Source organism: Phyllobacterium sp. 22552, assembly GCF_052044585.1.
Taxonomy (GTDB): Bacteria; Pseudomonadota; Alphaproteobacteria; order Rhizobiales; family Rhizobiaceae; genus Phyllobacterium; species Phyllobacterium ifriqiyense.
This window is the reverse complement of sequence record NZ_JBQENG010000005.1, coordinates 1-25,170: the sequence shown is the minus strand read 5'-3', so window position 1 is coordinate 25,170 and position 25,170 is coordinate 1. Positions and strand designations below refer to the sequence as shown.

At 52.2% G+C, this 25,170-nt stretch carries 23 protein-coding genes; 12 read left to right on the top strand and 11 right to left on the bottom strand.

Annotated elements, in window-relative coordinates; translation table 11 throughout:
- Nucleotides 1-53 precede the first annotated feature (53 nt).
- From ACTJI9_RS13145 to ACTJI9_RS13120, 6 genes are read left to right on the top strand one after another with little or no spacing between them, the layout of a single operon-like run.
- Nucleotides 54-944, top strand: a complete 891-nt coding sequence (locus ACTJI9_RS13145; RefSeq protein ID WP_354345332.1) for a dihydrodipicolinate synthase family protein — start codon at nucleotides 54-56, stop codon at nucleotides 942-944.
- A 16-nt stretch (nucleotides 945-960) separates the two neighbouring features.
- Nucleotides 961-1,620: a GntR family transcriptional regulator gene (locus tag ACTJI9_RS13140; protein WP_115053414.1), complete on the top strand. Its 660-nt coding sequence runs from the start codon at nucleotides 961-963 to the stop codon at nucleotides 1,618-1,620.
- 54 nt (nucleotides 1,621-1,674) lie between these two features.
- Nucleotides 1,675-3,003 (top strand): ABC transporter substrate-binding protein, encoded by a 1,329-nt coding sequence (locus ACTJI9_RS13135; protein WP_336442180.1) that lies wholly within the window; start codon nucleotides 1,675-1,677, stop codon nucleotides 3,001-3,003.
- A gap of 5 nt (nucleotides 3,004-3,008) precedes the next feature.
- Nucleotides 3,009-3,923, top strand: coding sequence for a carbohydrate ABC transporter permease (locus ACTJI9_RS13130; RefSeq protein ID WP_307275449.1), 915 nt, complete (start codon nucleotides 3,009-3,011; stop codon nucleotides 3,921-3,923).
- Between the two features lie 9 nt (nucleotides 3,924-3,932).
- Nucleotides 3,933-4,757, top strand: a complete 825-nt coding sequence (locus tag ACTJI9_RS13125) for a carbohydrate ABC transporter permease (RefSeq protein WP_115053416.1) — start codon at nucleotides 3,933-3,935, stop codon at nucleotides 4,755-4,757.
- A gap of 21 nt (nucleotides 4,758-4,778) precedes the next feature.
- Nucleotides 4,779-5,849, top strand: coding sequence for an ABC transporter ATP-binding protein (locus ACTJI9_RS13120; protein ID WP_440808512.1), 1,071 nt, complete (start codon nucleotides 4,779-4,781; stop codon nucleotides 5,847-5,849).
- Nucleotides 5,850-5,901: 52 nt separating this feature from the next.
- Here the strand turns inward: ACTJI9_RS13120 and ACTJI9_RS13115 are convergent, their stop codons facing one another.
- From ACTJI9_RS13115 to ACTJI9_RS13105, 3 genes are all read right to left on the bottom strand, one after another.
- Nucleotides 5,902-7,254, bottom strand: a complete 1,353-nt coding sequence (locus ACTJI9_RS13115) for an SLC13 family permease (protein WP_440808511.1) — start codon at nucleotides 7,252-7,254, stop codon at nucleotides 5,902-5,904.
- A 146-nt stretch (nucleotides 7,255-7,400) separates the two neighbouring features.
- On the bottom strand, nucleotides 7,401-8,927 hold the full coding sequence (locus tag ACTJI9_RS13110; RefSeq protein WP_440808509.1) for a malonate--CoA ligase: 1,527 nt from the start codon (nucleotides 8,925-8,927) through the stop codon (nucleotides 7,401-7,403).
- Nucleotides 8,928-8,951: 24 nt separating this feature from the next.
- A complete protein-coding gene (locus ACTJI9_RS13105; protein WP_440808506.1) occupies nucleotides 8,952-10,337 on the bottom strand; it encodes a malonyl-CoA decarboxylase in 1,386 nt (461 codons plus the stop codon).
- 189 nt (nucleotides 10,338-10,526) lie between these two features.
- Between ACTJI9_RS13105 and ACTJI9_RS13100 the strand changes: the two genes are divergently transcribed.
- Complete coding sequence (locus ACTJI9_RS13100) at nucleotides 10,527-11,192, top strand: FCD domain-containing protein (protein ID WP_115053421.1); 666 nt, start codon at nucleotides 10,527-10,529, stop codon at nucleotides 11,190-11,192.
- 9 nt (nucleotides 11,193-11,201) lie between these two features.
- Here the strand turns inward: ACTJI9_RS13100 and ACTJI9_RS13095 are convergent, their stop codons facing one another.
- The 7 genes from ACTJI9_RS13095 to rfbA form a co-directional block, all read right to left on the bottom strand.
- Entirely contained in the window at nucleotides 11,202-11,531 is a 330-nt protein-coding gene (locus ACTJI9_RS13095; protein ID WP_336442184.1) for a hypothetical protein, read from the bottom strand.
- A gap of 52 nt (nucleotides 11,532-11,583) precedes the next feature.
- Nucleotides 11,584-11,763 carry a DUF4167 domain-containing protein gene (locus ACTJI9_RS13090; protein WP_307275957.1) on the bottom strand — a complete coding sequence of 60 codons (180 nt, stop codon included), beginning with the start codon at nucleotides 11,761-11,763 and terminating at the stop codon, nucleotides 11,584-11,586.
- A gap of 525 nt (nucleotides 11,764-12,288) precedes the next feature.
- Entirely contained in the window at nucleotides 12,289-15,894 is a 3,606-nt protein-coding gene (locus ACTJI9_RS13085; RefSeq protein ID WP_440808502.1) for a hydantoinase B/oxoprolinase family protein, read from the bottom strand.
- Nucleotides 15,895-16,126: 232 nt separating this feature from the next.
- The gene (gene rfbD, locus ACTJI9_RS13080) at nucleotides 16,127-17,023 is read right to left on the bottom strand and encodes a dTDP-4-dehydrorhamnose reductase (protein ID WP_307275423.1); all 897 of its coding nucleotides are present in this window, start codon (nucleotides 17,021-17,023) and stop codon (nucleotides 16,127-16,129) included.
- The gene (gene rfbB, locus ACTJI9_RS13075; RefSeq protein ID WP_115053426.1) at nucleotides 17,020-18,093 is read right to left on the bottom strand and encodes a dTDP-glucose 4,6-dehydratase; all 1,074 of its coding nucleotides are present in this window, start codon (nucleotides 18,091-18,093) and stop codon (nucleotides 17,020-17,022) included. The genes rfbD and rfbB overlap by 4 nt, the downstream gene beginning before the upstream one ends.
- 15 nt (nucleotides 18,094-18,108) lie before the next feature.
- Nucleotides 18,109-18,663 (bottom strand): dTDP-4-dehydrorhamnose 3,5-epimerase, encoded by a 555-nt coding sequence (rfbC, locus tag ACTJI9_RS13070; protein WP_162802525.1) that lies wholly within the window; start codon nucleotides 18,661-18,663, stop codon nucleotides 18,109-18,111.
- Nucleotides 18,663-19,541, bottom strand: coding sequence for a glucose-1-phosphate thymidylyltransferase RfbA (gene rfbA / locus ACTJI9_RS13065; protein ID WP_440808499.1), 879 nt, complete (start codon nucleotides 19,539-19,541; stop codon nucleotides 18,663-18,665). The genes rfbC and rfbA overlap by 1 nt, the downstream gene beginning before the upstream one ends.
- 169 nt (nucleotides 19,542-19,710) lie before the next feature.
- Between rfbA and ACTJI9_RS13060 the strand changes: the two genes are divergently transcribed.
- The 4 genes from ACTJI9_RS13060 to ACTJI9_RS13045 all read left to right on the top strand — a co-directional run bounded on the left by ACTJI9_RS13060 (nucleotide 19,711) and on the right by ACTJI9_RS13045 (nucleotide 23,015).
- A complete protein-coding gene (locus ACTJI9_RS13060) occupies nucleotides 19,711-20,619 on the top strand; it encodes a glycosyltransferase family 2 protein (RefSeq protein ID WP_115053428.1) in 909 nt (302 codons plus the stop codon).
- Nucleotides 20,619-21,443, top strand: a complete 825-nt coding sequence (locus ACTJI9_RS13055) for a glycosyltransferase (protein ID WP_440808496.1) — start codon at nucleotides 20,619-20,621, stop codon at nucleotides 21,441-21,443. Before ACTJI9_RS13060 ends, ACTJI9_RS13055 begins: the two co-directional genes overlap by 1 nt.
- Before the next feature lie 323 nt (nucleotides 21,444-21,766).
- Entirely contained in the window at nucleotides 21,767-22,288 is a 522-nt protein-coding gene (locus tag ACTJI9_RS13050; protein WP_115053430.1) for a DUF992 domain-containing protein, read from the top strand.
- A gap of 172 nt (nucleotides 22,289-22,460) precedes the next feature.
- A complete protein-coding gene (locus ACTJI9_RS13045; protein WP_307275954.1) occupies nucleotides 22,461-23,015 on the top strand; it encodes a DUF922 domain-containing Zn-dependent protease in 555 nt (184 codons plus the stop codon).
- Between the two features lie 54 nt (nucleotides 23,016-23,069).
- On the opposite strand, the gene ACTJI9_RS13040 is transcribed toward ACTJI9_RS13045, so the two are convergent.
- Nucleotides 23,070-23,828, bottom strand: a complete 759-nt coding sequence (locus ACTJI9_RS13040) for an ABC transporter substrate-binding protein (RefSeq protein WP_115053432.1) — start codon at nucleotides 23,826-23,828, stop codon at nucleotides 23,070-23,072.
- Nucleotides 23,829-24,021: 193 nt separating this feature from the next.
- Between ACTJI9_RS13040 and ACTJI9_RS13035 the strand changes: the two genes are divergently transcribed.
- On the top strand, nucleotides 24,022-24,984 hold the full coding sequence (locus tag ACTJI9_RS13035; protein WP_440808493.1) for a DUF930 domain-containing protein: 963 nt from the start codon (nucleotides 24,022-24,024) through the stop codon (nucleotides 24,982-24,984).
- Nucleotides 24,985-25,170 lie beyond the last annotated feature (186 nt).

Here is a 25,170-nt window from a genome sequence, read left to right as displayed (position 1 = left end):
ACTATCAACTAACATGTTAGTATGTGTCTACCCCTGTTCTGGGGAGAAGGTACTTGGCTAAACTCGATAGATTTGGACTTTCAGCTGCATTGGCAACGCCGTTTGATGCCGACATGCGCATTGATATTGATGCGGCGATCAACCATGCCAGGAACTGTCTGGTAAATGGATGCAGCAGCGTTACACTATTCGGCACGACGGGCGAGGGATCGTCGATCAGCAATGAAGAAAGATCGGCAATGCTCGGCGCTTTTCTCAAGTCCGATATAGCGCCGGAACAAATTATTGTCGGCGTTATGGCAAATTCCTACATAGACGCGGCGCTGCAATCACTTGAAGCGCTGGACGCAGGCTGCCGCAATGTTTTGCTGGCGCCCCCGTCTTACTTCAAAAATATAAGCGATGACGGATTGTTCAATTGGTTCTCCGCAGTTTTTGCCGAAATCGGCAGTTCTGCACGGGGCGTCATCCTTTACAATATTCCGTCCGTAACGGCAGTTGAGATCTCGGTTGATCTGGTTTCGCGTTTGCGCGAGGCTTTCCCGGGCGTAATTGCTGGCGTCAAAGATTCATCGGGAAATTGGCCATTTACCGAATCCCTGCTGGCAAAGCACAATGATCTGGCCATCTTGATTGGTGATGAGCGGGGATTGGCTGCGGGCGTTCGGATGGGCGGACAGGGCGCGATATCCGGTCTTGCCAATATTTATGCCCACCGGCTTTTGCCCATGGTGTTTGAGGGGCGGGATGATGCCGATGTGGTTGAGGCTGTAAACCAGATTGTGGCATTTCCGGTCATTCCGGCCGTAAAGGCTCTTATTGCTCACCAGAGTGGCGATGAAAATTGGCGCAGGGCGCGGGCTCCGCTTCGTAGTTTGTCCGACTCAGACTATGGACGTTTGATCTCAACCTTGGATCGATTGTTTAAATCTGCGGCAGCATAATAAAGGGGTAGTCCAGATGGATGATGGCGACGAGCCGGTAAGATTGCGGGAGAAAGCTTATGTCAGCTTTACGGAGCATCTGCTGGCGCGCGACATCAGCCCGGGGCAATTCGTTTCACAACGGCAGCTCGTTGCAATGACCGGCATGCCCTTGGGCGCTATCAGGGAGCTCGTTCCTCGCCTTGAGGCGGAAGGCTTGGTCAAGACCATCCCGCAGCGCGGCATTCAGATCGCACATATTGATCTTAATTTGATCCGGGAAGCATTCCAGTTTCGTCTTTTTATGGAAAAGGAAGCGGTTGCCATTTTCGCGGTCACCGCATCGGATGAGCTTTTGGCGCGGCTGAGGAAAGAGCACGAGGATACGCTTGAGGAAGCGCTGCAAGGGCAGGAAACACCCGAGCTGGAATTGCGTGCGCAAGCCATCGACTGGAATTTGCATGAGACGATCATCGACTCGCTCGGCAATGGCATTATCGGGCGGGCCTACCGGATCAACGCTATCAAGATGCGGCTGATCAATCAGGAGCGTTTCCGCATCACAGGGCGCGTCATACCGGTCATGCGGGAGCATCTCGCAGTTCTGGCAGCCATTGAGACACGCGATCCGCAAACGGCAATGGATGCAATTGCGGTTCATATCAATAATGCGAGAAATCTGGCTCTTAAGATCTAGAACCGGCTTCGCAATGGGAGTTGTACCGCCGGAAACACAAAAGGGAGGAAAACCATGAGCATGAATTTTGTCAAACCGACGCGTCGGCAGTTTCTGGCGGGTACAGCAGCGCTGGGCGCTGCGAGTTTCGCCGGGCTCAAGCCCGCTTTTGCCAATGTGGACTGGAAAAAGTTCGCTGGAACAACGCTTGAAGTTAATCTGATCAAAAGCCCACGTGGCGATATCCTGCAAAAATATCAGAAAGAATTTGAAGAACTGACCGGCATCAAGGTCAATTCGGAACAGACGCCAGAACAGCAGCAGCGCCAGAAAGCCGTTATCGAACTGACGTCAGGCAAGCCAAGCTTTGACGTCATCCATATCAGCTACCATGTTCAAAAACGACAATTCGAAAAGGGTGGCTGGCTTGCCGATCTTACGCCATTCCTGAAAGATCCAAGCCTCACCGAGCCTTCCCTTACCGAAAGCGATTTTGCGGAAGCTGGCCTCGCCTTCGCCAAGGACAAGAATGGCCGCTTTGGCGGACTTCCATTCTCGGTGGATTACTGGATGATCTACTGGAACAAGGAGCTTTTCGCCGCCAAGGGTGTCGAATATCCAACAACATTCGAAGAGTTGGTTGCAGCAGCTGAAAAGCTCACCGACCGCGATAATGGCGTATATGGTTTTGTCGCGCGCGGAATGAAAAACGCCAATACGCCTGTCTGGGCCAGCCTCATGCTTGGCTATGGCAAAAGCACGGTTGAAGATGGCAAGCTGGAAACAGCGACGCAGGAATCAATCGATGCGGCAACGCTTTATCAGCGCTTGATGACCAAATCGGCACCTCCCGGTGTCACCGGGTTTAACTGGGCAGAGTGCCAGTCGAGCTTCCTTCAGGGCAAGGTTGCCATGTGGCTGGACGGCATTGGTTTTGCTCCGCCACTGGAAGATCCGAAAAAGTCGCGCGTTGTTGGCAAAGTCGGTTACGGCCTGATGCCGAAGGGGCCAGCTGCCCAGGCTGCACCAACCTTTGGTGACGGTATCGGCGTAACAGAGGGTTCGGCGAACAAGGAAGCCGCCTATCTTTATTGCCAGTGGGCTATATCGAAAGAAATGGGTGCTCGATTGTTACAGTCCGGATCGGGCGTTCCTTTCCGTAATTCCATTGTCAATGATCCTGAAGTTCTAAAGGGCGTTACCATGCCTCAGGAATGGGCAAAGGTCCTGTCTGAGTCGGCCAAAGTCAGCCAATTATGTCTTCCGGTTATCGTTCCCGTGACGGAGTTCCGTGACGTGATGGGGGTCGGATTGACCAATATTATTGGCGGCGCTGATCCGGCGACCGAAATGAAGCGGGCGACGGAAGAATTCGCGCCTATCCTCGCACGTAGCGAAGGCTGAGTATTATGACTGCGACCGTCCCGATAACCGACATAGCAAAGCCGAAGGCCGGCAAAAGCCGGCTCACGCCCAGTTATTGGCCATTCGTCATTCCGGCATTGGTCATTGTTGGGGCGGTCATCATATTCCCCTGGGCGTTCACATTGTGGATGAGCGTCAATGAATGGCATCTTGGCGGCGAGCAAAGCTTTGTCGGCATGGCAAATTTTGTCCGTCTCGCCGGTGATACCAGATTCTGGCAATCCATGAGCAACACTGTGCTCTACACGGTTTTGTCGGTTGTCGCGCCGCTCATCCTGGGTACGATTGCCGCCCTGGTTTTCGATAGCAAGCTTCCCATGCGCGGCCTGCTGCGCGGTATTTTCGTCATGCCGATGATGGCGACGCCAGTGGCAGTCGCTCTGGTCTGGACAATGATGTACCATCCGCAACTTGGCGTTTTGAACTATCTCCTGTCTCTTGTCGGAATAGGCCCGCAGGAATGGATCTTCAACCAGAACACGGTGATACCGTCACTCGTGCTGGTCGAAACCTGGCAGTGGACGCCCCTGGTTATGCTCATTGTTCTGGGCGGTCTTGCGGCGATGCCACGCGATCCGTTTGAGAGTGCGGAGATTGATGGCGCAAATGGCTGGCAGAAGTTTCGCTATATAACATTGCCGATGATCCTTCCATTCATGATGGTCGCCGTGATCATCCGCTCCATTGATGCTTTGAAAAGCTTCGACATCATTTTCGCCATGACGCAGGGCGGTCCGGGGACAGCCTCGGAGACCATCAACATCTATCTCTATAATGTTGCCTTTGCCTATTACGACATTGGCTATGGCTCTGCGATAGCCGTCGTTTTCTTCATTGTAATCATCACCATGTCTCTCGCGCTGCTCTATCTGCGCCAGCGAACAAAGTGGAATAGTTGAGGAACGAAAATGGCACGTCGCAATCCTTTGAAAATTCTTGGTACGGCCTTCATCGTCTTCGTGATCGTATCGCCGGCAATCTTCTTCTTCCTGTGGATGCTGTCCCTGTCGCTGAAATATGAAATCGACAATGGAGCCTATCCGCCGATCTTCATTCCGGAGCAATTTGCCTGGTCGAATTATAGCGATATTTTCGCCACCAATGATTTCCTCCATTACTTCTGGAACAGCCTATTGGTAACGGGAACAGCGACCTTGCTTGCGCTGCTTGTCGGTGTGCCTGCTGGCTATGGGATTGCACGGTTGCGTGCCGACAAATCGGCAATCGTCATCATGATTGCACGCATGACACCGGGGCTATCATACCTCATTCCGCTGTTTCTTCTGTTCCAGACACTGGGTCTGCTTGGCACCTTATGGCCGCAGATCATTATCCATCTTGTGGTGACGGTTCCGATCGTTATCTGGATTATGATCGGCTATTTCGAGACAACGCCGATGGAGCTTGAAGAGGCTGCCATGATTGATGGGGCAACCTCATGGCAGGTGTTCCGCATGGTCGCTTTGCCGATTGCCAAGCCCGGAGTGGTCGTCGCATTGATTTTGGCAGTCATCTTTTCATGGAACAATTTTGTCTTCGGCATTGTGCTGGCGAGCCGTGAAACGAGAACCTTGCCGGTGGCGGTCTATAACATGTTGTCTTTCGAGCAGGTCAGTTGGGGTCCGCTGGCGGCCGCTGCTTTTGTTGTGACGCTGCCTGTTTTGTTGCTGACAGTTTTTGCGCAACGTCAAATTATTGCCGGTTTGACTGCCGGTGCCGTCAAGGGCGGCTAACACATGCGAACGGAGTATTAAATGGCCACGGTTTCCATCAGGGACGTTAGAAAAACCTATGGCAGCGTCGACGTTATGCACGGCGTTTCGGTTGATATAGATGATGGCGAGTTCGTCATTCTGGTCGGCCCGTCAGGATGCGGTAAATCGACATTGCTGCGGATGATTGCAGGACTGGAAGAAATCACCAGTGGTGAGATTTCCATAGGCTCGCGTGTGGTCAATGATCTGCCTGCAAAAGAGCGGGATATCGCAATGGTCTTTCAGAATTATGCGCTTTATCCGCATATGACCGTTGCTGATAATATGGGCTTCGCGCTGATGCTGAAAAAGGCCCCTAAAGAAGAGAAAGCCAGCCGCGTTGGTCGTGCGGCCGAAATCCTGGGTCTTGAAAAGCTGCTTGACCGCTTTCCACGCCAGCTTTCCGGTGGTCAGCGCCAGCGTGTTGCCATGGGCCGCGCTATTGTACGCGATCCTCAGGTATTCCTTTTCGACGAACCCCTGTCCAATCTCGATGCAAAGCTGCGTGTCCAGATGCGCAGTGAAATCAAGGGTCTGCATCAACGTCTGGGAACGACCATCGTCTATGTGACACATGATCAGATCGAAGCCATGACAATGGCCGACAAGATTGTCGTGATGAAGGATGGGCTGGTCGAGCAGGTAGGAACGCCGCTGGATCTTTACGACTATCCGGCAAATCTGTTCGTTGCCGGTTTCATCGGTTCTCCTGCCATGAACTTTATCAAGGGCAACGTGAAAGCCGGTATTTTCGTCACTCCGGATGGTATCGAATTGCCTTTGCCGGGCGGCATTTCACCCACCACCGAAAATTCGGCAATCTATGGTATCCGGCCAGAACATATGAAGATTGCTGAGAGGGGCATAAAGATCGACGTCGAGGTAGTCGAGCCAACGGGTTCGGAGATTATGGTCGTTGGCAAACTTGGCGATCAGGAAATTTCCTGTCTCTTCCGGGATCGTTTGTCGATAAAGCCGGGCGACACTATTCAAGTGGCAATTGATCCGAAAACCAGCCATTTGTTTGACGCGGCGAACGGCAAGAGAATGGACAATAGTCGGAAGAATTAAGCATCATAACTCTATCAGGCCGTTGCGGCCTGATAGAGCATTATATTACGCGTTACACAGCGCCAAGAACGACGAGAACGAGCCAGGCGATCACAGGGCCGATAATGGCAATGAGCGCGCTGTAGATCAGAAGTTTACGCAGAACATTTTCACGCTCTGCCTCTGGAGCATTGGCTACAACCAGAGCGCCATTTGTTGAAAATGGGCTCGTATCCACAATCGTCGTCGAGATCGCGATTGCCGCAACCACGCCAATGGCGCTGATGTGACCTTGCATCAAAAATGGTACAGCCAGCGGAATGATGGCGCCAAGCAGGGCTGTTGAGGATGCAAAGGCGGAGACGATTGCGCCCGTAAAGCACAATAATAGCGCTGCAAGAAGCGGCATGCCTAAGCTCGAAATGCCTGACGCAACGTAATCCACCGTTCCCGCCTTTTGAAGCACCCCGACATAGGTGATGATACCTGCGATCAACAGCACCGTTGACCAGCTCACTTTATCAATCGCAGCTTTTTGCGTCTTCGGTGATAACAGAGCCAAGGCAACCGCCACAGTCATTGCGACCAGTCCAACATTGAATTTGAAGACAAGAGCGCCGATGGCGAGAGCTGTCAGACCCACCAGTGTCATAAGGCGCTCGCTTGTGAGGCCTTCGCTTGACGGAATATGTGCACCGGAAGGCGAAACATCACTGCGGTGATAGGCAGGAGAAGCAGGCGTGCCGCCATGGCCAACAATGGCGCGTGATACGCCGGCTGTATGTGTATCAGGATCTGGACCTGTAGCCGTTGCATGTTCACGCAGGCTTTTCCAACCACCAAAGACAAAGAAGACGACAACGGCAATCGCCAGGTTGAAAAACAGGCTGGACAGGAACAACGAGGTTGGACCATAGGGCAAGCCAGCCTTTTCAACGATCTGATTGGTTATGCCGCCATAGACGCTGATGGGGGAGAACCCACCACCCTGCGCGCCATGAATGACCATCAATCCCATCATGACCGGACTGATGCGGTATTGTGTGGCAAAGCGCAAAGCGACTGGCGCAAGAATGGCTACCGCCGCCGGTCCGAGTGCTCCAAACCCGGTGATGATCGCAGCGACCAGGAACATCACCCACGGTATCAGCGCCATATGTCCACGCACCATGCGGACGGCCTGCTCGACCAGCCAATCTATGGTTCCGTTGTTCTGGGCAATGGCAAACAGATAGGTGATGCCCACAAGCGTGAGAAACAAATCGCTCGGAAAGCCGGCAAAGATGTCATTGGGAGTCATCCCCATGATCAGCGAGCCGACGATAAATGCGGCGGCAAAGGCCAGCGCGCCCATATTGATCGGCAATATCGTTGCAATAACGAACATCCCGATCAGGACAAGAATAGATAGAATCTCAATGTTCACAGCAATATCCTCCCTCTATGACGCACCGCTGGTGAGCCATATTTTCATCGTTGTTTTGGCGTGAGCTCCCCCCGACGCCTTTGAGTCAATTCCCGGAAAAGTTTCAGCGGTTTTCCAGGCGGAATTGCATAAAATAACTAGATCAATCAGGCATTGGTCCGAGCTGCATAGAGATCGCTATATTGCTCGCGCAGAATATTCTTTTGCACTTTGCCCATGGTATTGCGCGGTAGATCCTCGACAAAGATGATCTGCTTTGGCTGCTTGTAACGGGCAAGGCGATCCTTCAGGGCATCAAAGATTGTTTGCTCGTCAATCATGGCGTTCGCGCGTTTGACGACAATGGCCGTCACACCTTCGCCGAAGTCTGGATGAGCTATGCCGATAACCGCGCTTTCAATGACGCCGGGAAGCATATCAATCTCGCTCTCGACCTCCTTTGGATAGATATTATATCCGCCCGAAATCACGAGATCTTTGCCGCGGCCAACAATATGAACATATCCCTCAGGATCGATCTTGCCCAAATCGCCCGTGATGAAGAAACCATCATCGCGGAATTCTGACTTGGTCTTTTCCGGCATGCGCCAATAGCCTTTAAAAACATTGGGGCCTTTGACTTCGATCATGCCCGTCTCATCCTGGCCAAGCGGCACTCCAGTTTCCGGATCGGTAACCCTTATGCTCACGCCCGGGAGCGGGAAGCCAACGGTTCCGGCTATCCTCTTCCCATCATAGGGATTTGACGTGTTCATATTTGTCTCAGTCATTCCATAACGCTCAAGGATGGCTTGACCCGTTCGTTCCTGAAAAGCGCGATGCGTGTCGGCCAAAAGCGGGGCAGAACCGGAAATGAAAAGTCGCATGCCGGCTACCGCGTCGCGGGTCAATCCTTCATTTTGCAGCAGCCGAACATAAAAGGTTGGAACGCCCATCATGGTTGTGGCGCGGGGCATCAGGGACAGGACTTGCGCCGGGTCGAATTTTGGCAGCAGGAACATTGATGCGCCGGAAGTGAGGGTAACGTTGGTGGCAACAAAGAGCCCGTGTGTGTGAAAAATGGGCAATGCGTGGATTAGCCGATCCTGTGGCGTAAAGCGCCAGAACGAACGCAAGGACAGAGCATTCGACAGCAAATTATCATGGGTCAGCATCGCCCCCTTGGAGCGTCCTGTGGTGCCTGATGTGTAGAGAATAGCGGCGAGATCGTCTGGGCCCCTTGTTGCATCGATGAAGTCTTCCGGTTCATCTTTTGCAAGGTCAATCAGCGAGCCCTTGCCGTTTTCATCAAGAGTTTCGACCAGTGCATCATATTTTGAAGTAATCGCGGCTATCCCGTCGGCGGCTTTGGGTGAAACGACGACAAGGCGAGGTTCCGCATCACCGATGAAATAGTCCAATTCCGCCAATGTATAAGCGGTGTTGAGCGGCAGATAGACCGCGCCGCAGCGAATGCAGGCCAGATAGAGCATCAAGGCTTCGGCGCTCTTCTCCACCTGAACAGCAACCCGGTCACCGGGACGCACACCAAGCGTATCAATGGCACCGGCAATCTTTCCAGACCACAACAGCATATCGCCATACGTCCAGCACCGGCCATTTTCCGTTTCAATGAAAATAGCGTCTTCGCTTGTGATCGTTCCGCGTATGGCATCGAATAGATGATTGCTCATGCACTCAGTTCCTTGCTGGCTTGTTCATTTTGGATTTGTGCCACTTTTGGCTGGAGCGGAGTTCTTTGCCGGTTTGTCGTGGCGCAGCAGTTTGCGTATGGGCGGTGCTGATACAATCTCATTGCGCTGGGCAAATGCCTCGTGATTGGCTTCAATATCATTAAGCTTGTAGAGATAATTGACCATGAGTCCGTATGCTTGCCGCATTGCCCGATCAGAGCGGTCAGCCAGGAAGTTTATTCGTTCCAGCCGTGCGCCATTGCCAAGATGAAAACGCGACACAGGGTCGAGAGGTCGCCCATCTGGCGTCTTGGCGTTTAAGAAATACCGTGCCGCAAGTGGCAGCAAAATCTCTTTGGCAGCTGTTTCAAGCACTGGGTCATTCGCCCAGCCTGGCTCGTCCAGTATCTCAAGGGCTTTTTTATCTTCGGTCGTCAGTAATTCGGAGTGCTCGGATTGTTTTTCCTTTGACAGCCAGTTTGCAAATCCCGGCACTGGCGAGAGGGTGACAAAGGTGTCAAGGTTCGGGAAGTCGCGGCGTAAATCTTCAACCACTTGCTTGATCAGGAAATTCCCGAAGGAAATTCCCCGCAATCCAACCTGACAATTGGATATGGAATAGAAAACAGCGGTTTTCGCATCCTGCGCCGGGATAGGTGCGCGCGTTTCATCAAGAACGTCAGATATCGCCTCGGGGATGGTCTTTGTCAGAGCTACTTCAACGAAGATCAAAGGATCATCGGAAAGTTGCGGGTGAAAGAACGCAAAACATCTGCGATCGGCAGGAGCCAGGCGTCGACGCAGTTCATCCCAGTCGCCGATCTCGTGCACCGCTTCATAACGGATGATTTTCTCAAGGATGTGGGCAGGCGTTGACCAATCAATGGGCCGCAAAATCAGGAAGCCACGATTAAACCATGACGCGAATAGATGGGAAAAATCGGCGTCGACTGCCTCTAGTTCGGGAGTTTTGACCTTGAGGGCCAGCAGGCATTCGCGCATGTTGACGAGTGTGGAAATACCATTAGGCGCGAGATTGAGACGGCGTATCAGCTCTTGTCTGCGAGGCTCGGCGGCCTGATGCAATTCCAGCACAGCGCGTGGCGTGCGGTCTGTCTGGTAGGTTTGAATTGCCGCGTCGAGCTTCGTTTCATCCGGGCCGAACTTTTCGAAAAGCAGCAGCATGAAATCGCGCTGCCCCTTTTCATCCAGTCGTGACCAATGTTGGAGAATTTGCGCGGCCAGTGCCATGCCCGAGGCTTCACCCCGGCTTGTGAGAAGCAATTCGCAGAGACGATCAATATTGGACGATCCGGAAATTAATGGCGTGCGGGGTCCAAAGGACAATAATTTGCGACCCCGATCGGTTATGGTTTGCAGCATGTCGCTAAAAAAGGATGTGCCACTCATTGGAATTTCCATTGATCGGATTTGTCCTGTTGCAACTCAGATGATCGCATTTGCGTTGCCATCCTTGGCGATGAAGATCGTTTATTTTCATCTCATTGGCGCGGTGTTATATATAAACCTATCGATCTTGTATGAGATGTCAATGTTTTTGTATACAAGATAGCAATTGTTGCATTTTAAGGGGCGGGTATGGCCGAGAACATTGTGCAGGGGCTAAGAGATGAGATCGAAAATGGAATTGTAACCAACCAGTACTCGCCGGGTGAGAGGCTGGATGAAATGCAACTGGCCAAGCGTTTTGGCGTATCCAGAACTCCCGTGCGGGAGGCGTTGATGCAGTTGAGCGCCATTGGTTTGATTGAGATCAGGGCACGCCGCGGCGCTGTTGTCATTGATCCTGCGCCCCACCGCATTTACGAAATGTTCGAGGTTATGGCGGAACTGGAAGGTATGGCAGGGTCTCTCGCCGCACGTCGTCACACGGATGCGGATCGCGAGGAATTGCTGGCCGCTCATGCCAAATGCGAACGATCAGCCAATGCAGAAGACAGCGATACCTATTACTACGACAATGAGCTTTTTCATCACGCCGTTTACGCGGCCAGTCATAGCGGTTTTCTGATTGAGCAATGCACGGCGCTTCATCGCCGTCTGCGTCCCTATCGCCGTCTGCAGTTGCGGGTTCGTAACCGCATGAAGACTTCCTTTAGTGAGCACTCAGCTATCGTGGAGGCGATCTTGTCGGGCGAGCCGGAAGTCGCGCGCAACCTTCTACGTCAGCATATTGCCGTGCAGGGCGATCGTTTCAGCGATCTTGTTGCAACACTTGCTCAACGTGGCGCGGAACGGCAATAGTTTGAGGCGTTAAGCTTCAGAACCCGATTTTGCCGAAAGTTCAGCTGCAACCTTCAGCACCAGTTCTTCAGGAATCGCAACTGTAATATCCTCAACGTCATCGACAGTCTCCGTATCGGCGATCCGAATTGGGTTATGCGTTCGAGACAGCGTTGTGATCAGTCGGCGAGGGATTGCGGGAATCAAGTACCGCTTGACGCATTCGACCAGTACGGCGCGCTTGTCTGGCGCGAACTTGCCCAGCTTTTCCTGCAAGAGATGGCCGAACATATTGCCATCGGCAAATCCCCGCCTGCTGGCGAGGTCGAAAGCGTGAAGTCTGTATTCAATGTGAGTCATTGGATTTTCCTTCAAAACTTTTCTTTAGCTACCATGGCATAAAGCCATGACCTTAATGAGACGGATGCGCGTGATTTTTGAGAATCCGAAAATAATGTTCCGCGTGCTGATAAAAATTCTCTGCGTCCACGAGATTTCCCGAGCGCGCCGCGGCCTGAGCCTGGCTGAGATAGCTTTCATAACTCAGCTTTGGGCTTTGATTATGGGAGCTTTGGTTGCGGGGGAGAGGCACCTGCGAACGGCGCTTGCCCGGTGATTTGGTTGAGTTCTTGTCGATTTTATTGCTGAGCCGTTTGCGGCCCACTCCTGATTGGTATTATCTGGTTTTTTCGCCAACCGAGCGATCAATCGATCTGCTCGGCGACAATCCGGCGGAGCTCTTCCCGGGTAAATCCCGATGATTGATGCTCGTATTGATGGTCCGGCGATTTTGATTTTATAGAGTCTCGATAAATGTCCGGCCGTTTATATACGGATGACTTGTTATGTTTTTCGATAATGATGTGCATTTTAATCCATTGGCCACGCAGAAAAACTCCGCAGCTTTGTGTGTTGAAATATGCCGATGTGAATATTCCGGATCGCCATTAAGGATGACAATGGCCATCAGCGATCCTGGAAGTTACCCGCGCTCCGTTGAGCTGCGGTATTGCCCGGTTAATCGGGTCGACGAAACATATATGGGAGTTGCTGAAAATTTATCAAGAGGACGCTCCAGCGGACGCGCCGCTGAAGCATTGGTCAGGCGTGTCCGGCCTTACTTCTTTCCAAACCCGCCGCCGGTCGGCGTCGTGACAATGAAAGCCTCTCCCGCCTCAAGAACCGTATGAGCGCAGCCGCCAAGCATTTCGATCTGCCCATTATTCCGGCGCACGGCATTGGCACCAAGCTGGCCGGGTTCACCGCCATTCAGGCCAAAGGGCGCAATGCGCCGGTGTCCGGAAAGTATCGCAAAATCCAGTTTTCTTTGCGCTCGAATGGTCCGTTTTGTGCCATTGCCCGCAGACCATTTTCCTTTGCCGCCTGAATCTGCACGGATGTGAAAATCCTCAAGCACAACAGGGAAGCGGGTTTCCAGAATTTCCGGATCTGTCAGGCGCGAATTTGTCATGTGGGTGTGAATTGCATCCGCACCATTGTAACCGGGCCCAGCCGGCGCGCCGGAACATATGGTTTCGTAATACTGGTGTTCGTCATTGCCAAAAGTAAGGTTGTTCATTGTGCCTTGCGCTGCTGCTTGCGCGCCCACAGCACCAAACAGGCAATTCGTTACGGCTTGGCTGACCTCTACATTGCCTGCAACAACCGCAGCAGGGTATTCAGGCGAGAGCATTGTGCCGTCTGGAACAATGATACGGATCGGGCGCAGGCATCCGGCATTCATGGGAATGTTGCTTTGTACAAGCGTGCGGAAAACATAAAGCACAGCAGCGCGTGTAACAGGGCGGGGGGCGTTGAAATTGTCAGCCCTCTGGTTTGAGGTGCCGGTAAAATCGACAGTTACTTCACGCGCTGATTTGTCGACAGAGATGCTGACGACAATGCTGCATCCTTGATCCATCTCATAGGTGAATTTACCATCCTGAAGCTGGTCCAGGACGCGGCGAACACTTTCCGCCGCATTGTCTTGCACATGGCCCATATAGGCCTCAACCACATCCTCGCCGAAATGGGCGATCATTTTGCGAAGTTCGGCCACACCCTTTTCATTGGCTGCCACCTGGGCTTTCAGGTCATTGACGTTTTGCAGCAGTGTGCGCACGGGATATTTGGCGCCCGTCAAGAGTTCCGCCAGTTCATCTTCGCAGAATCGTCCTTGATCCAGAAGTTTGAAGTTGTCGATATAGACGCCTTCCTCTTCGATCGTCGTCGCCAAGGGGGACATGGAGCCCGGCGCGATACCGCCAATGTCGGCATGATGTCCGCGGCTTGCTACCCAGAAACGGATCGTCTTGCCTGTATCTTCAAAAACCGGTGTGCACACCGTCAGATCGGGAAGATGCGTGCCGCCATTATAGGGCGCGTTAATAAGGAAAACATCGCCTGGACGGATTACGGGATTTTCACGGATTGCTGCTGCTACAGAAGCATCCATTGAGCCCAGATGCACGGGCATATGCGGGGCATTGGCAACCAGATTGCCTTCCGCATCGAAAACAGCGCAGGAGAAATCCAGCCGCTCTTTGATATTAACCGAATAGGCGGTGTTTTGCAGCGTCACGCCCATCTGTTCTGCAATCGACATGAACAGATTGTTGAATATTTCCAGCATCACCGGATCTGCCTTTGTCCCGATAGCAACCTGACTGGGCAATGCTTTGATGCGATTAAGAACGATATGGTTCTTTGCTGTCAGTTGGGCCTGCCAGCCATCTTCGATGATGATCGTCTGGTTTGGTTCGATGATGATGGCAGGGCCTGTCAACTGCTGGCCTGGCTTCATCGCATCACGCAAGATCACGGGCGCATCATAGGCTTTGCCTTGCGAGAATATGCGATTATGTCTGATCGCTTGGGGTTCGCCTGTCGCTTGAGGTTCGACACTCTTTTCAGTTTGTTCGCTACCGCCGCCGACAGTTTCAACCTCAACAGCCTCAATAAAAAGGGCCTTGTTTTCAGCAACGAAACCGAAGCGGCGTTTGTGCAGAATCTCGAATTCCCGGCGCAGCCGTGTTGTGTTGTCAGAAGCGGGATAAGTCGCCTCTACACTGAGCACTGTATCCGTACCGGCATAGCGAATATGGGCGCGAACAAAACTGGTGATCGCATCACGCGCAATCCCTTGTGCCTGAAGCTCCGCAATGCATTCGTTTTCCAATTCCCGGCCCATCTCAGCAAGTTGGGCAGGGGCATTTTCATCCAATGATATGCCCAACGCCTTTTGCCGCGTCGCTCTTATATCGGCAAGGCCCATCCCATAAGCCGAGAGCAAGCCCGACATGGGGTGCACGAGAATACTCTTCATGCCGAGCGCATCGGCAACAAGGCAGGCATGCTGGCCGCCTGCACCGCCAAAACAGCTCAAGGCGTAGCGTGTCACATCATATCCACGCTGCACTGAAATCTTCTTGATCGCCTCTACCATATTGGCGACAGCAATCCGTATGAAGCCGTCTGCCACGTCTTCCACGCTTCGCCCATCGCCAATCTTCTCAGCAAGTTGCGCAAAGCCACGGCGTACGACTTCGATATCGAGAGATTCATTTTGTCCCGGACCAAAGATCGGCGGGAAGAATTCAGGGATGAGTTTGCCGACCATGACATTTGCATCTGTGACTGCCAGCGGGCCGCCATTGCGATAGCAGGCGGGGCCGGGATTGGCACCTGCCGAATCCGGCCCGACGCTGAAGCGGCCATTATCGAAGTGCAGAATGGAACCACCGCCTGCGGCCACGGTGTGGATGAGCATCATCGGAGCGCGCACTCTCACGCCCGCGACTTCCGTTTCGAAGGCTCTTTCATATATGCCATCATAATGCGCCACATCGGTGGATGTGCCGCCCATGTCAAAGCCGATGACATTGCCAAAGCCTGCCTCTATGCCAGTTCTGGCAAGGCCCACAACGCCGCCTGCGGGTCCAGATAGAATGGCATCCTTGCCCTGAAACATATCGGCAGCAGTCAATCCGCCGGATGACATCATGAACATGACACGCGCACCGGTACGGGTCACATCAAGCTCTCTGGAAACCTGTTCCACGTAGCGCCGCAAAACGGGGGAAAGATAGGCATCGATAACCGTTGTATCGCCGCGTCCAACCAGTTTGATCAAGGGCGAGACTTCGTGACTGACCGACACCTGCGAGAAGCCGATATCCCGCGCAATTGCTGCAACCGCTGCTTCATGTTCTGGGAATTTGTAGGCATGCATGAAGGCAATGGCGAGGGCGTCATATCCCTCGTCCTTTAATAAGTTCAAAGCTTTATGGACTTCATTCATATTGGGGGGAACTTCGACCGTTCCATCGGCAAGCACACGCCCATCAATTTCCAAAACCTGGTCATACAGCGCTTCGGCCTTGATGATTTCGGTTGCAAAGATATTCTTGCGTTCCTGATAGCCGATGCGTAACGCGTCTCTGAAACCTTTGGTCGTTACCAGTGCCAGACGCTCGCCTTTGCGCTCCAGCAGGGCATTCGTTGCGACGGTGGTGCCCATGCGAACTTCGCCAATAAGCCCCGCCGGAATGGCGTCATTTGGTTCCAGTCCCAGATGCTGTCGAATGCCATTCACCGCTGCATCGCTATAAGCTGCCGGATTTTCGGAAAGAACCTTTTTGGCATGCAGCGTTCCTGCCGGGTCACGACCGATCACGTCAGTAAAGGTGCCGCCACGATCTACCCAGAAATCCCAGCTACTCATGTGTATTTCCTCTGTTCGAACGCATGGCTGCCAATACGGACAACTACATTGATAATATATAGATAAAATGACGATATAAAATTGTTAAGTTGGAGGCAAGCACAATGACACTCGCCCATGGCCTGAGTCATGGGCGTGCAAAAAACGGGAATGTCTTGCAGAATTGGTGGTCTGGCTCGTCAGCGCAGTCAGAACCGGCTCTAAAGATCAATATTTGCTGAAGAATGCGAATTCAGCCTTGGCTGTTGTCTGCCAGAATTCTATCGACAACATGTTCCAGCGATTGCGGCCATTCCGGCGCCCGCCAGCCAAAAGTTTCAAAGAAGCGATCAGTCGACAATTGCGAGTTCAAAGGCCGTTTTGCTTTTGTCGGATAATCGGCAGTCGCGATGCCGGCCACATCCGCATAAGGTCCGTTACGCGCCCGGCTATACTCGAAGATTTTTTGAGCAAAACCGCTCCAGTTGGTACTTCCTGTACCAGCCAGATGATAGACGCCAAAACTGTTAAATGAAGGGTCGGTTTGAAGCCGCTCTGCCATATGCAAAATTGCATCGGCTATATCCAGCGCTGAGGTTGGATTTCCCCATTGATCGGAAACGACCGACAACTGGTCACGTGTTTCAGCCAGGCGCAGCATCGTCTTGACGAAGTTTTTGCCAAAGGGGCTATAGACCCATGCGGTCCGTAAAATAAAATGGCGTTTGTTTGCTTGGATAACACCCAACTCACCATTGAGTTTGGTCTGTCCGTAAACGCCTTTTGGTCCAGTTGGGTCTTCTTCTTTGTAAGGTTCTCTGCCTTCGCCTGAAAACACATAATCTGTAGAAAGGTGAATAATCGGCGCGTTGATATGTGCTGCCGCCTCCGCAACAGCGGTAGCGCCGGCTGTATTGATCACTGAAGCGAGTTCAGCTTCGTCTTCCGCCTGATCGACAGCCGTGTAAGCGGCGGCAGAAACAACGAGATCCGGCGCAGCGTCCACAATTGCCTGAAATATCGTTTGTGGTTGCGCCAGATCGAGTTTTGGCCGTCCCAGAGCAACAAGCTCAATGGAGGGATGCAAGGCTGCTCTCTCCATCAGGCTGAGAACAACTTGACCCTCGTGCCCTGTGACGACAATTTTCATACTGCACTCTTTGCTGTTGTAGAACCGAGCCGCTCGCCCGCATAACGTTCGCCGCGAATAGGCTGCCACCACCAATCATTGTCCAGATACCATTGAATGGTGCGTTCCAAGCCTGACTGGAACGTTTCTGACGGGGTCCAGCCGAGTTCCCGCTCGATCTTTGATGCATCGATTGCATAACGACGGTCATGGCCCGGCCGGTCGCTGACAAAACTGATCAGGTCCCTGTATCGCCCGCCATTGGCACGCGGCCGCTTCTTGTCGAGTATATCGCAGATCGTTTCAACAACGCTCAAATTCGTTTGTTCGGCTCGGCCTCCGATGTTGTAGCTCTCGCCCGGTTTGCCCTTTGTGACGACGAGTTCCAGCGCGCGCGCATGGTCCTCGACATAAAGCCAATCGCGGACATTTGCTCCTGTGCCATAAATCGGAAGCGACTTACCGTCCAAGGCGTTGAGGATCACCAGCGGGATCAGCTTTTCCGGAAAATGGAACGGACCGTAATTGTTTGAACAATTGGATAGAACGACCGGCAGGCCATAGGTCTCATGCCAAGCGCGGACCAAATGGTCTGATGCAGCCTTTGATGCCGAGTAGGGCGAAGAAGGTGCGTAGGGCGTTTCTTCCGTAAAGATCCCGCTGTCAAAAGGCAGGTCGCCAAAGACCTCATCGGTGGAAATATGGTGGAACCGAAACGCTGATTTGGCTGGCTCCGACAATTCGCGCCAATAGGTCAGCGCTGCATTGAGCATGCGGAACGTACCGATAATGTTTGTTTCGATAAAGGCTGCTGGCCCGTCAATGGAACGATCGACATGGCTTTCAGCGGCGAGATGCATGATCGCATCTATTTTCTCGTCGCGTAAAATACCCAGAATTGTTGCATCATCGCATATATCCGCCTGGATAAAGCTGTAATTTGGGTAATTCTCGATCTGTCGTAGCGATGCAAGATTTCCAGCATAGGTTAGCTTGTCAACATTCACGACCCGGTTTTGCGGGTTGGCCGCCAGTTGTCTGCAAACTGCAGAACCAATAAAGCCGGCGCCGCCGGTAACTAGAATATTCATGAACCAAATTGCTCCTTAAGGGAAAATATCAGCGCCATCGAGCACAGGGGCGTTTCGATCTTTATCGGACAGTTGTAGGACGGATTTTTCGAAAGGCCATGCCACGCCAATTGACGGATCGTCAAATCGTAGCGACCTATCATGTTCGGGAGAATAGTAATCCGTAACCTTGTAGACCACCTCGGTATTTTCTTCGAGTGTCACAAAGCCATGTGCAAATCCCTTGGGCACCAATATCTGGTTCCACTTCTTTGCAGAGACTTCCAAGGACAGCCACTTCATGAAGGTTGGCGAGCTTTTCCGGATATCTACTACCACATCCAGAATGGACCCTTTGACGACGCGCACAAGCTTGTCTTGAGCGCGTGGCGGTAGCTGATAATGCAATCCGCGCAAGACGCCCTTAGCTGCAGACAAGGAGTGGTTGTCCTGGACGAATTGCAAGGGAATGCCCGCTTCGGCAAAACTTTGCGCATTATACGTTTCTGAAAAAAATCCGCGATCATCACCGAATTTTTTGGGCAGAATTTCCAGAACACCTTCAAGTGCGAGAGGCTTTACTTCGATCATTATTTACCGACCTCTTCAGCTCTGCGGCGCAGATAGGTTGCGTATTCGGTTTTGCCCATTTTTGCTGCTCTCTCGAGGACTCGGTCGGCGTCGACCCATCCCCATTCCAACCCTATTTCCTCGGGGCAAGCAATCTTAATGCCCTGCCGATGTTCAATCGTTCTCACAAATGATGATGCCTCGTGCAAGCTGTCATGGGTACCGGTATCGAGCCAGGCATATCCCCGGCCCAATTGCTGTACGCGCAAATCGCCACGTTCCAGATAGATATTGTTGATACTCGTGATCTCAAGCTCGCCTCGTTCGGATGGCTTGATAGATTTGGCAATGTCGACCACTTCATTATCGTAAAAGTAGAGTCCAGTAACAGCCCAGTTCGATTTTGGCTTTACCGGCTTTTCTTCAATGGAAAGTGCTTTCCCCGTGGCTTTTTCAAACTGCACCACACCATATCGTTGAGGGTCCTCAACGTGGTAAGCAAAGACAGTGCCCCCCCTGTCACCGCTCGCGGCTTCCTGACAAAGCCGCGACAGACCATCGCCAAAATAGATGTTATCCCCAAGGATCATGGCAACGCTGTCATTGCCGATAAACTCACGTCCGATAATAAATGCTTCGGCCAAACCGTTTGGTTGAGGCTGTTCAGCATAAGAGAAGCTGACGCCAAAATCTGACCCATCGCCCAATAATTTTTGAAAGAGCGGCAGATCATGCGGCGTCGAGATGATGAGAATTTCCCGTATACCCGCAAGCATCAACACGCTTAGCGGGTAATAAATCATGGGCTTGTCATAGATTGGCAACATTTGCTTGGAGACGGCAATCGTCAATGGATAAAGGCGTGTACCACTTCCGCCTGCCAGAATAATGCCCTTCATTCAACGTTTCCTTATTACCATCGTGACAACCGGAACTCGATTGCATTTGTCGCAGACATTTGGCGGCAAGAGAAACACATGTCAATCTTCATAAGTGTTTTGGTTTTCCTTGCAACGCGCTATCTGCTAGCTAACCCGTCAGTTGAACTTTAAATGGAAGCTTTTAAAAATGCGGGTTGATAACCGGTCTGTCACAGGAATTATCGTTACATATAATCCTGATCTGGATGGCCTGAAGAGCCTGCTTGAGGCAATAATTCCCCAAGTTGGAAAGCTGATCATCGTCGACAATGGCAGTGGAGAAGACGTGGAAAACCGACTGGCTTCGCTGTATCCAATGGTGGATATTGAGAAGCTCGGACAAAATTTTGGAATCGCAAAAGCTCAGAATATCGGTATCGCGAAAGCCCGAGTCCATGATGCAGCTTACGTGCTTCTGCTTGATCAGGACAGCATCCCCGCAGGAGATATGGTTGCCAGGCTTTTGAACGCCGCTGAGGCGCAATTGGCGAAAAATCTTCGAGTGGCGTGTGTCGGACCTCGATATGAGGACCCACGGCAGAAAAATCCTCCGCCCTTCATCAAAGTGACGGGCCTGCGGCTTGAACGGCAAATCTGTGCGGAGAATGATTCGATAGTGGAGGTGGACTATCTCATTGCTTCCGGCTGCCTCATTCCACTATCGACCCTCGATAGTGTAGGCGGAATGCGGGAAGAACTTTTTATCGACTATGTTGATATTGAATGGGGTTTGCGGGCAAAGCAGATGGGCTATCAATCTTATGGCATATGCAACGCCCATATGAAGCACGATTTGGGCGATAGCCCCGTGCTTTTTCGGGGCAGGCACATACCTGTGCATAGCCCGTTGCGGCATTATTATCATTTCAGAAATGCGATTTGGCTCTATCGCCAAAAATGGCTGCATTTAAATTGGAAAATGGTTGATATGGCCCGTTTGGTACGAAAATTTGTATTCTACAGTCTGATTACAGCCCCTCGAGCAGAACATGCAAAAATGATGACCCTTGGTGTCTGGCATGGTCTAACGGGGAAAATGGGAAAGAAAGTCGGTTAATGGTCGAGAGTGCATATCCCGGTGCTGAGACGTATGAACTGACCATTGCCATTGTCATATTCAAGCCCGACCAGGAAACGGTCCTGAAAACCATCCAAAGTCTGCGGCATGCGCTTCAATTGAGCGGTCTGACGCAAGTCAAGATATTCGTGATCGATAATACCCCGGCGGCCTCTGGCTATGACTGGCTGTTGGAGGCGATGGAGGGCCTGCCTTTTGAGATCATGAGCGGGCAGGGCAATGTCGGGTTTGGCAGGGCAAATAACATCGTCACAGATGCCGTTGGCAAATATCATTTGGTCCTCAATCCTGATGTCGAAATGGAGCCGGAAGCGCTCGCCAATGCCATTGCCTTCATGACGGATCACAAAAACTGCGGGCTCTTGACGCCAAAAGCGTTTAATCCGGACGGAACGCGGCAATATCTTTGCAAGAACTATCCGGCGGTGTTTGATCTTTTGCTTCGCGGCTTTGCACCGCGCGCCATCAAACGGCTATTTGCTAAACGCTTGAATCGCTACGAAATGCGCGATCAGATTGGTGATGTCGTTTTTTGGAGCCCTCCCATCGTAAGCGGCTGTTTCATGTTTTTTCGTGGCGATGTTTTTAAAAAGCTGGGCGGTTTCGATGCTCGTTATCTGCTCTATTTCGAAGATTTCGATATATCGCTGCGAACGGCAAAATTTGCGGAAATCGCTTATGTGCCGACAGTCAGAATTGTCCACGAAGGCGGAAATGCTGCGCGCAAGGGATGGTGGCACATTCGCCAGTTCGCCCGCTCTGCGTTGATATTTTTCTCCACGCATCCGTTGAAACTTATTTAGCGCGGCGCCCGTAATCCCGATTGGAGTGGAACGTCGTCATGACCCAAATGCCACACCAAGCGAAGATAGATGCACCGCTGCACAGAATGCCTTTAAAATGTCCTAATGGCCGTTGAACTGTGGGCCGTCTGTTATCGCGCCTTCACGTATGGATACGTTTCGTTGCAACCTTTCCGGACTGGAATCGTTGGACCAACGTTCTATCGCCGAGTTTGCGGACGGGACAATCCGGCATGGTGTGCCGGTCAAGATTTAGAGCAACTCCGGAAAAGCGTGCAGCGGTTTTCCGGAATTGCGCGAAATAAATAAGTAAGGAGAGAAGCATGAACAAGACTCTTACAATGGCGCTTGCCGTAGGGTCGCTGGCAATAGCCGGAACAACAATCGCCAAAGCGGCCGATATGCAATTGCCAACATATGAAGAGCAAGATGTGCGCAATGGCGTAAAGATCGGCTATCTCGATTGCTCAATCGGCGGCGGCGTCGGTTATGTGCTTGGTTCAGCCAAGGAAGTTGAGTGTTCGTTCCGGTCCACAATGGGCGGAGAGCGTATCGACAATTACTCGGGCGCCATCAAGAAGCTGGGTGTTGACCTTGGTTTTACCACCCGCAGCCGTCTGATTTGGGCAGTGTTTGCACCAACTGCAGGCTATCATCACGGTTCTTTGAGCGGCCTGTATCGCGGTGCGACTGCTGAAGCCACGGTCGGTGCCGGTATTGGTACGAATGTCCTGTTTGGCGGGACATCGGGTTCCATTCATCTTCAGGCAGTAAGCGTGACCGGCCAGCTCGGTCTCAATGTCGCAGCTACCGGAACATCAATGACGCTGACATCTGTCAACTAATTGCATCTGCCCCGTCCGCAAAGGCGGGCGGGGCACACATTCGGCACTGGTCGAATCGTTACAACTGTGAACATGCTCCAGCTCGTTGCTGTACATCGTTTGCAGCATCAGCGAGGCCAGATTGAAACGACCTATCTCATTTTCTTTCTTGCTGTCATGTCTCCTGGGTTTGATGCCGGGAGCGGCAGCGGCTGAATGGACCGCAACCGAAACTGTCCAGCCCTATGCAATCGCGGGAAAGTCCGGCGCATCGCTCTATGCCTCCATCGGCGAGAGAGGCCCGCAACTGGGCGGCAGAGTCCGCACCATTGCGCATACCAATTTCAAGCTGACATGGACCAGGAAATATGAGCGGCAGGCTGACAATGCTTGCAAACTCGTCTCGGCCCGGCCCAAGCTGATAATCACCTATACGCTACCAAAGCCTTCAGATCGCTTGCCGGATGCGGTGGAAAAAAGCTGGAACGCATTCATCACGGGCGTCAGAAATCATGAACTCGTGCATGGCGAGCAGATCAAGGAAATGGTGCGCGCGATAGAGGCATCGACAATTGGCCTGTCCGTTCCCGACGACCCTGATTGCCAAAAAATCCGGTTGGAAATGCAGCCTCGGCTTTCCGCTCTTTCAATAGCCCAGCGCCAGAAAAGCCGCGATTTCGACCGTGATGAAATGAGTGATGGAGGCAATATCCAGCAGCTTATTCTCAAGCTGGTCAACGGACCCTGATCCCGCTGACTGGGGGGAAAAGCCACCCGCTTTCAGGCGGATGGCTTTTGTCTTTTAGTAAATGTCGAAGGGGAAATATTTGGCAACTATTTTCTTATGCGTTCCGTTTGCCACGATGGCATCGATCGCCTTATTGAATTTCTCCCTCAGCGCGTCGTCGCCCTTGCGGATACCGATGCCTGCTTCGGTCTCGGTTCCGGGAACGTCACCCAGCATCTTGCAGCAATCTTTTCCGGCATTATTAAGCCAATCCACGACAACGAATTTGTCTGAGATCAGCGCATCGATACGACCATTTGTCATATCTGCTGCCGCCTCATCCTGTGTGGGATAGAGCTTCACATCCACACCGGCCTTGCCGTAAACATCAGTGGCGTAGATCGCCTGGGTCGTACCAGCCTGTGCGCCAACGGTCTTGTCTTTCAGGTCGGCGATAGCGACGCCCGCCAGGGTGCTGTCGTTTGGAACGGCAACGGCCAGCGGTGTGGTGTAATATTTGTTGGTGAAATCGATCTGTTTTTTACGGTCTTCCGTAATGCTCATTGATGCGATGATGGCATCATATTTTTTAGCCATTAGCCCCGGAATAATGCCGTCCCAATCCTGCGCAACGATTGTACATTTTGCTTTCATTTCTTCGCACAGCGCATTCGCCATATCGACGTCCAGCCCTGCCAATGTGCCGTCCGCGTTCAAAGTATTGAACGGTGGGTAGGCGCCTTCGGTAGCTATGCGTATGGTGGCTTCTTGAGCGCCTGCAGCCGACGTTAATGCCACGATGACAGCGGCACTGAATAAAAGCAGTTTCTTCATGTTCCATCCTCTGATTTGGCGAAGGTTCAACTCCGCAAGATCAAAGTAATGCAATCACAACGATTAGAAAGCGCTTTCTGCAATTTGCACCTAAAATCGAAAACCGCTTTGATCCCTTGTTATAAATCAAGCGAGAAGGTAAATCCGAAGCTTGGTAGCAAGTGCTTATGCGGTTTGCGAAATCTGTCTTGGCATGTCCAATTCGCCCAAACAGCCCGATGAGTTGAAAGCTGACCGCAAATATGGGTTTGTCCGTGTGATCGCTTATCTTTCAGGCATGTTCGAATATGCTGCAAAACCCTGGAAAAGACTAAGTTTCGGGCTGCCGTTCTCACTCGCCTTGCATCTATTGATAGGTTTGTTGCTATGGACCGGGCTTTCATTTGAAATAATGCCGGCACCAAAGGAAACGATTGATGTTAAGCTCGTTCCGCCTCCTTCTCCAGCCCCTTCACCCGAACCGGCAGAAAAAACGCAGCCCAAGCCCCAGCCGGCGCCTGCGCCGCCACCCGCAGCAGGCAGTCCTGCATTCGCGGCTGCCACTGCAAAAACCGAGCAGAAGACAGAAGAGAAAGAATTGCCACCGGTGACTGCTCCAGAGACATCGCAATCAGACAAGACCGAGGAAAAGCCGGAGCCGGAAAAACCCGCAGAAACGGAAAAGCTGCAGGAGCAGCAAAAAGCACCAGACGGGATGAAGCCCGCCTCTGAGGCCAAGCCGCAACCGGAACCGAAAAAGGCGGCTGCCGAGCCTGCAAAACCCAAGGCAAAAGAGACGGCAAATCCCACTCCCGCCAAGGAGCTTTTCTCGCAAGAGTCGCTCTCGAGCTTTCGGGTGAGGCAATCGGCGCGTAAAATGTCGGCCAGAGATCGTATCATGCAGCTCTGCACAATCGAGGCTTTGGAGCAGGTGCGACGTCAAAGACCGGGCTCTTTCCCGGATCTGCTTGTGCCATTCGGTCGCTCAGGCGGGCGAATTTCGGAATACGCATTGGATGCGAGAGGGGGTGCATTTCGCAGCAGGGGAGATTGGTACAACATCAACTTCCAGTGCACGGTTGACAATAGCAGGAGCAAGGTTGTCTCGTTCAGCTTTGCGGTTGGAGGCAGTATTCCCAGAAGCGAGTGGAATGACCGAAGGCTGCCTATAGATTAGTGAAGTGAAATTGTTTGGGAGGCGCAGCATGACAAAAAGTAAGAACCCGAAGGTCGACGCTGTTTTGAACAGGGAGACAAATTGGCAAGAGGAGTTCGCGGAGCTTAGGTCCATTGCATTGGAATGCGAACTGGCCGAAGAGCTGAAATGGGGTGTTCCATGCTATACGTTTCAAAACAGCAATAT

Bases quoted from the DNA above. Each gene is read 5' to 3' on its own strand.
- ACTJI9_RS13060 (WP_115053428.1), top strand. From the start codon at position 19,711: ATGCGGGTTGATAACCGGTCTGTCACAGGAATTATCGTTACATATAAT.
- rfbB (WP_115053426.1), bottom strand. From the start codon at position 18,093: ATGAATATTCTAGTTACCGGCGGCGCCGGCTTTATTGGTTCTGCAGTT.
- ACTJI9_RS13120 (WP_440808512.1), top strand. From the start codon at position 4,779: ATGGCCACGGTTTCCATCAGGGACGTTAGAAAAACCTATGGCAGCGTC.
- ACTJI9_RS13100 (WP_115053421.1), top strand. From the start codon at position 10,527: ATGGCCGAGAACATTGTGCAGGGGCTAAGAGATGAGATCGAAAATGGA.
- ACTJI9_RS13105 (WP_440808506.1), bottom strand. From the start codon at position 10,337: ATGAGTGGCACATCCTTTTTTAGCGACATGCTGCAAACCATAACCGAT.
- rfbA (WP_440808499.1), bottom strand. From the start codon at position 19,541: ATGAAGGGCATTATTCTGGCAGGCGGAAGTGGTACACGCCTTTATCCA.
- ACTJI9_RS13055 (WP_440808496.1), top strand. From the start codon at position 20,619: ATGGTCGAGAGTGCATATCCCGGTGCTGAGACGTATGAACTGACCATT.
- ACTJI9_RS13110 (WP_440808509.1), bottom strand. From the start codon at position 8,927: ATGAGCAATCATCTATTCGATGCCATACGCGGAACGATCACAAGCGAA.
- rfbC (WP_162802525.1), bottom strand. From the start codon at position 18,663: ATGATCGAAGTAAAGCCTCTCGCACTTGAAGGTGTTCTGGAAATTCTG.
- ACTJI9_RS13130 (WP_307275449.1), top strand. From the start codon at position 3,009: ATGACTGCGACCGTCCCGATAACCGACATAGCAAAGCCGAAGGCCGGC.
- ACTJI9_RS13040 (WP_115053432.1), bottom strand. From the start codon at position 23,828: ATGAAGAAACTGCTTTTATTCAGTGCCGCTGTCATCGTGGCATTAACG.
- ACTJI9_RS13125 (WP_115053416.1), top strand. From the start codon at position 3,933: ATGGCACGTCGCAATCCTTTGAAAATTCTTGGTACGGCCTTCATCGTC.
- ACTJI9_RS13135 (WP_336442180.1), top strand. From the start codon at position 1,675: ATGAGCATGAATTTTGTCAAACCGACGCGTCGGCAGTTTCTGGCGGGT.
- rfbD (WP_307275423.1), bottom strand. From the start codon at position 17,023: ATGAAAATTGTCGTCACAGGGCACGAGGGTCAAGTTGTTCTCAGCCTG.
- ACTJI9_RS13035 (WP_440808493.1), top strand. From the start codon at position 24,022: ATGTCCAATTCGCCCAAACAGCCCGATGAGTTGAAAGCTGACCGCAAA.
- ACTJI9_RS13140 (WP_115053414.1), top strand. From the start codon at position 961: ATGGATGATGGCGACGAGCCGGTAAGATTGCGGGAGAAAGCTTATGTC.
- ACTJI9_RS13085 (WP_440808502.1), bottom strand. From the start codon at position 15,894: ATGAGTAGCTGGGATTTCTGGGTAGATCGTGGCGGCACCTTTACTGAC.
- ACTJI9_RS13050 (WP_115053430.1), top strand. From the start codon at position 21,767: ATGAACAAGACTCTTACAATGGCGCTTGCCGTAGGGTCGCTGGCAATA.
- ACTJI9_RS13045 (WP_307275954.1), top strand. From the start codon at position 22,461: ATGCCGGGAGCGGCAGCGGCTGAATGGACCGCAACCGAAACTGTCCAG.
- ACTJI9_RS13095 (WP_336442184.1), bottom strand. From the start codon at position 11,531: ATGACTCACATTGAATACAGACTTCACGCTTTCGACCTCGCCAGCAGG.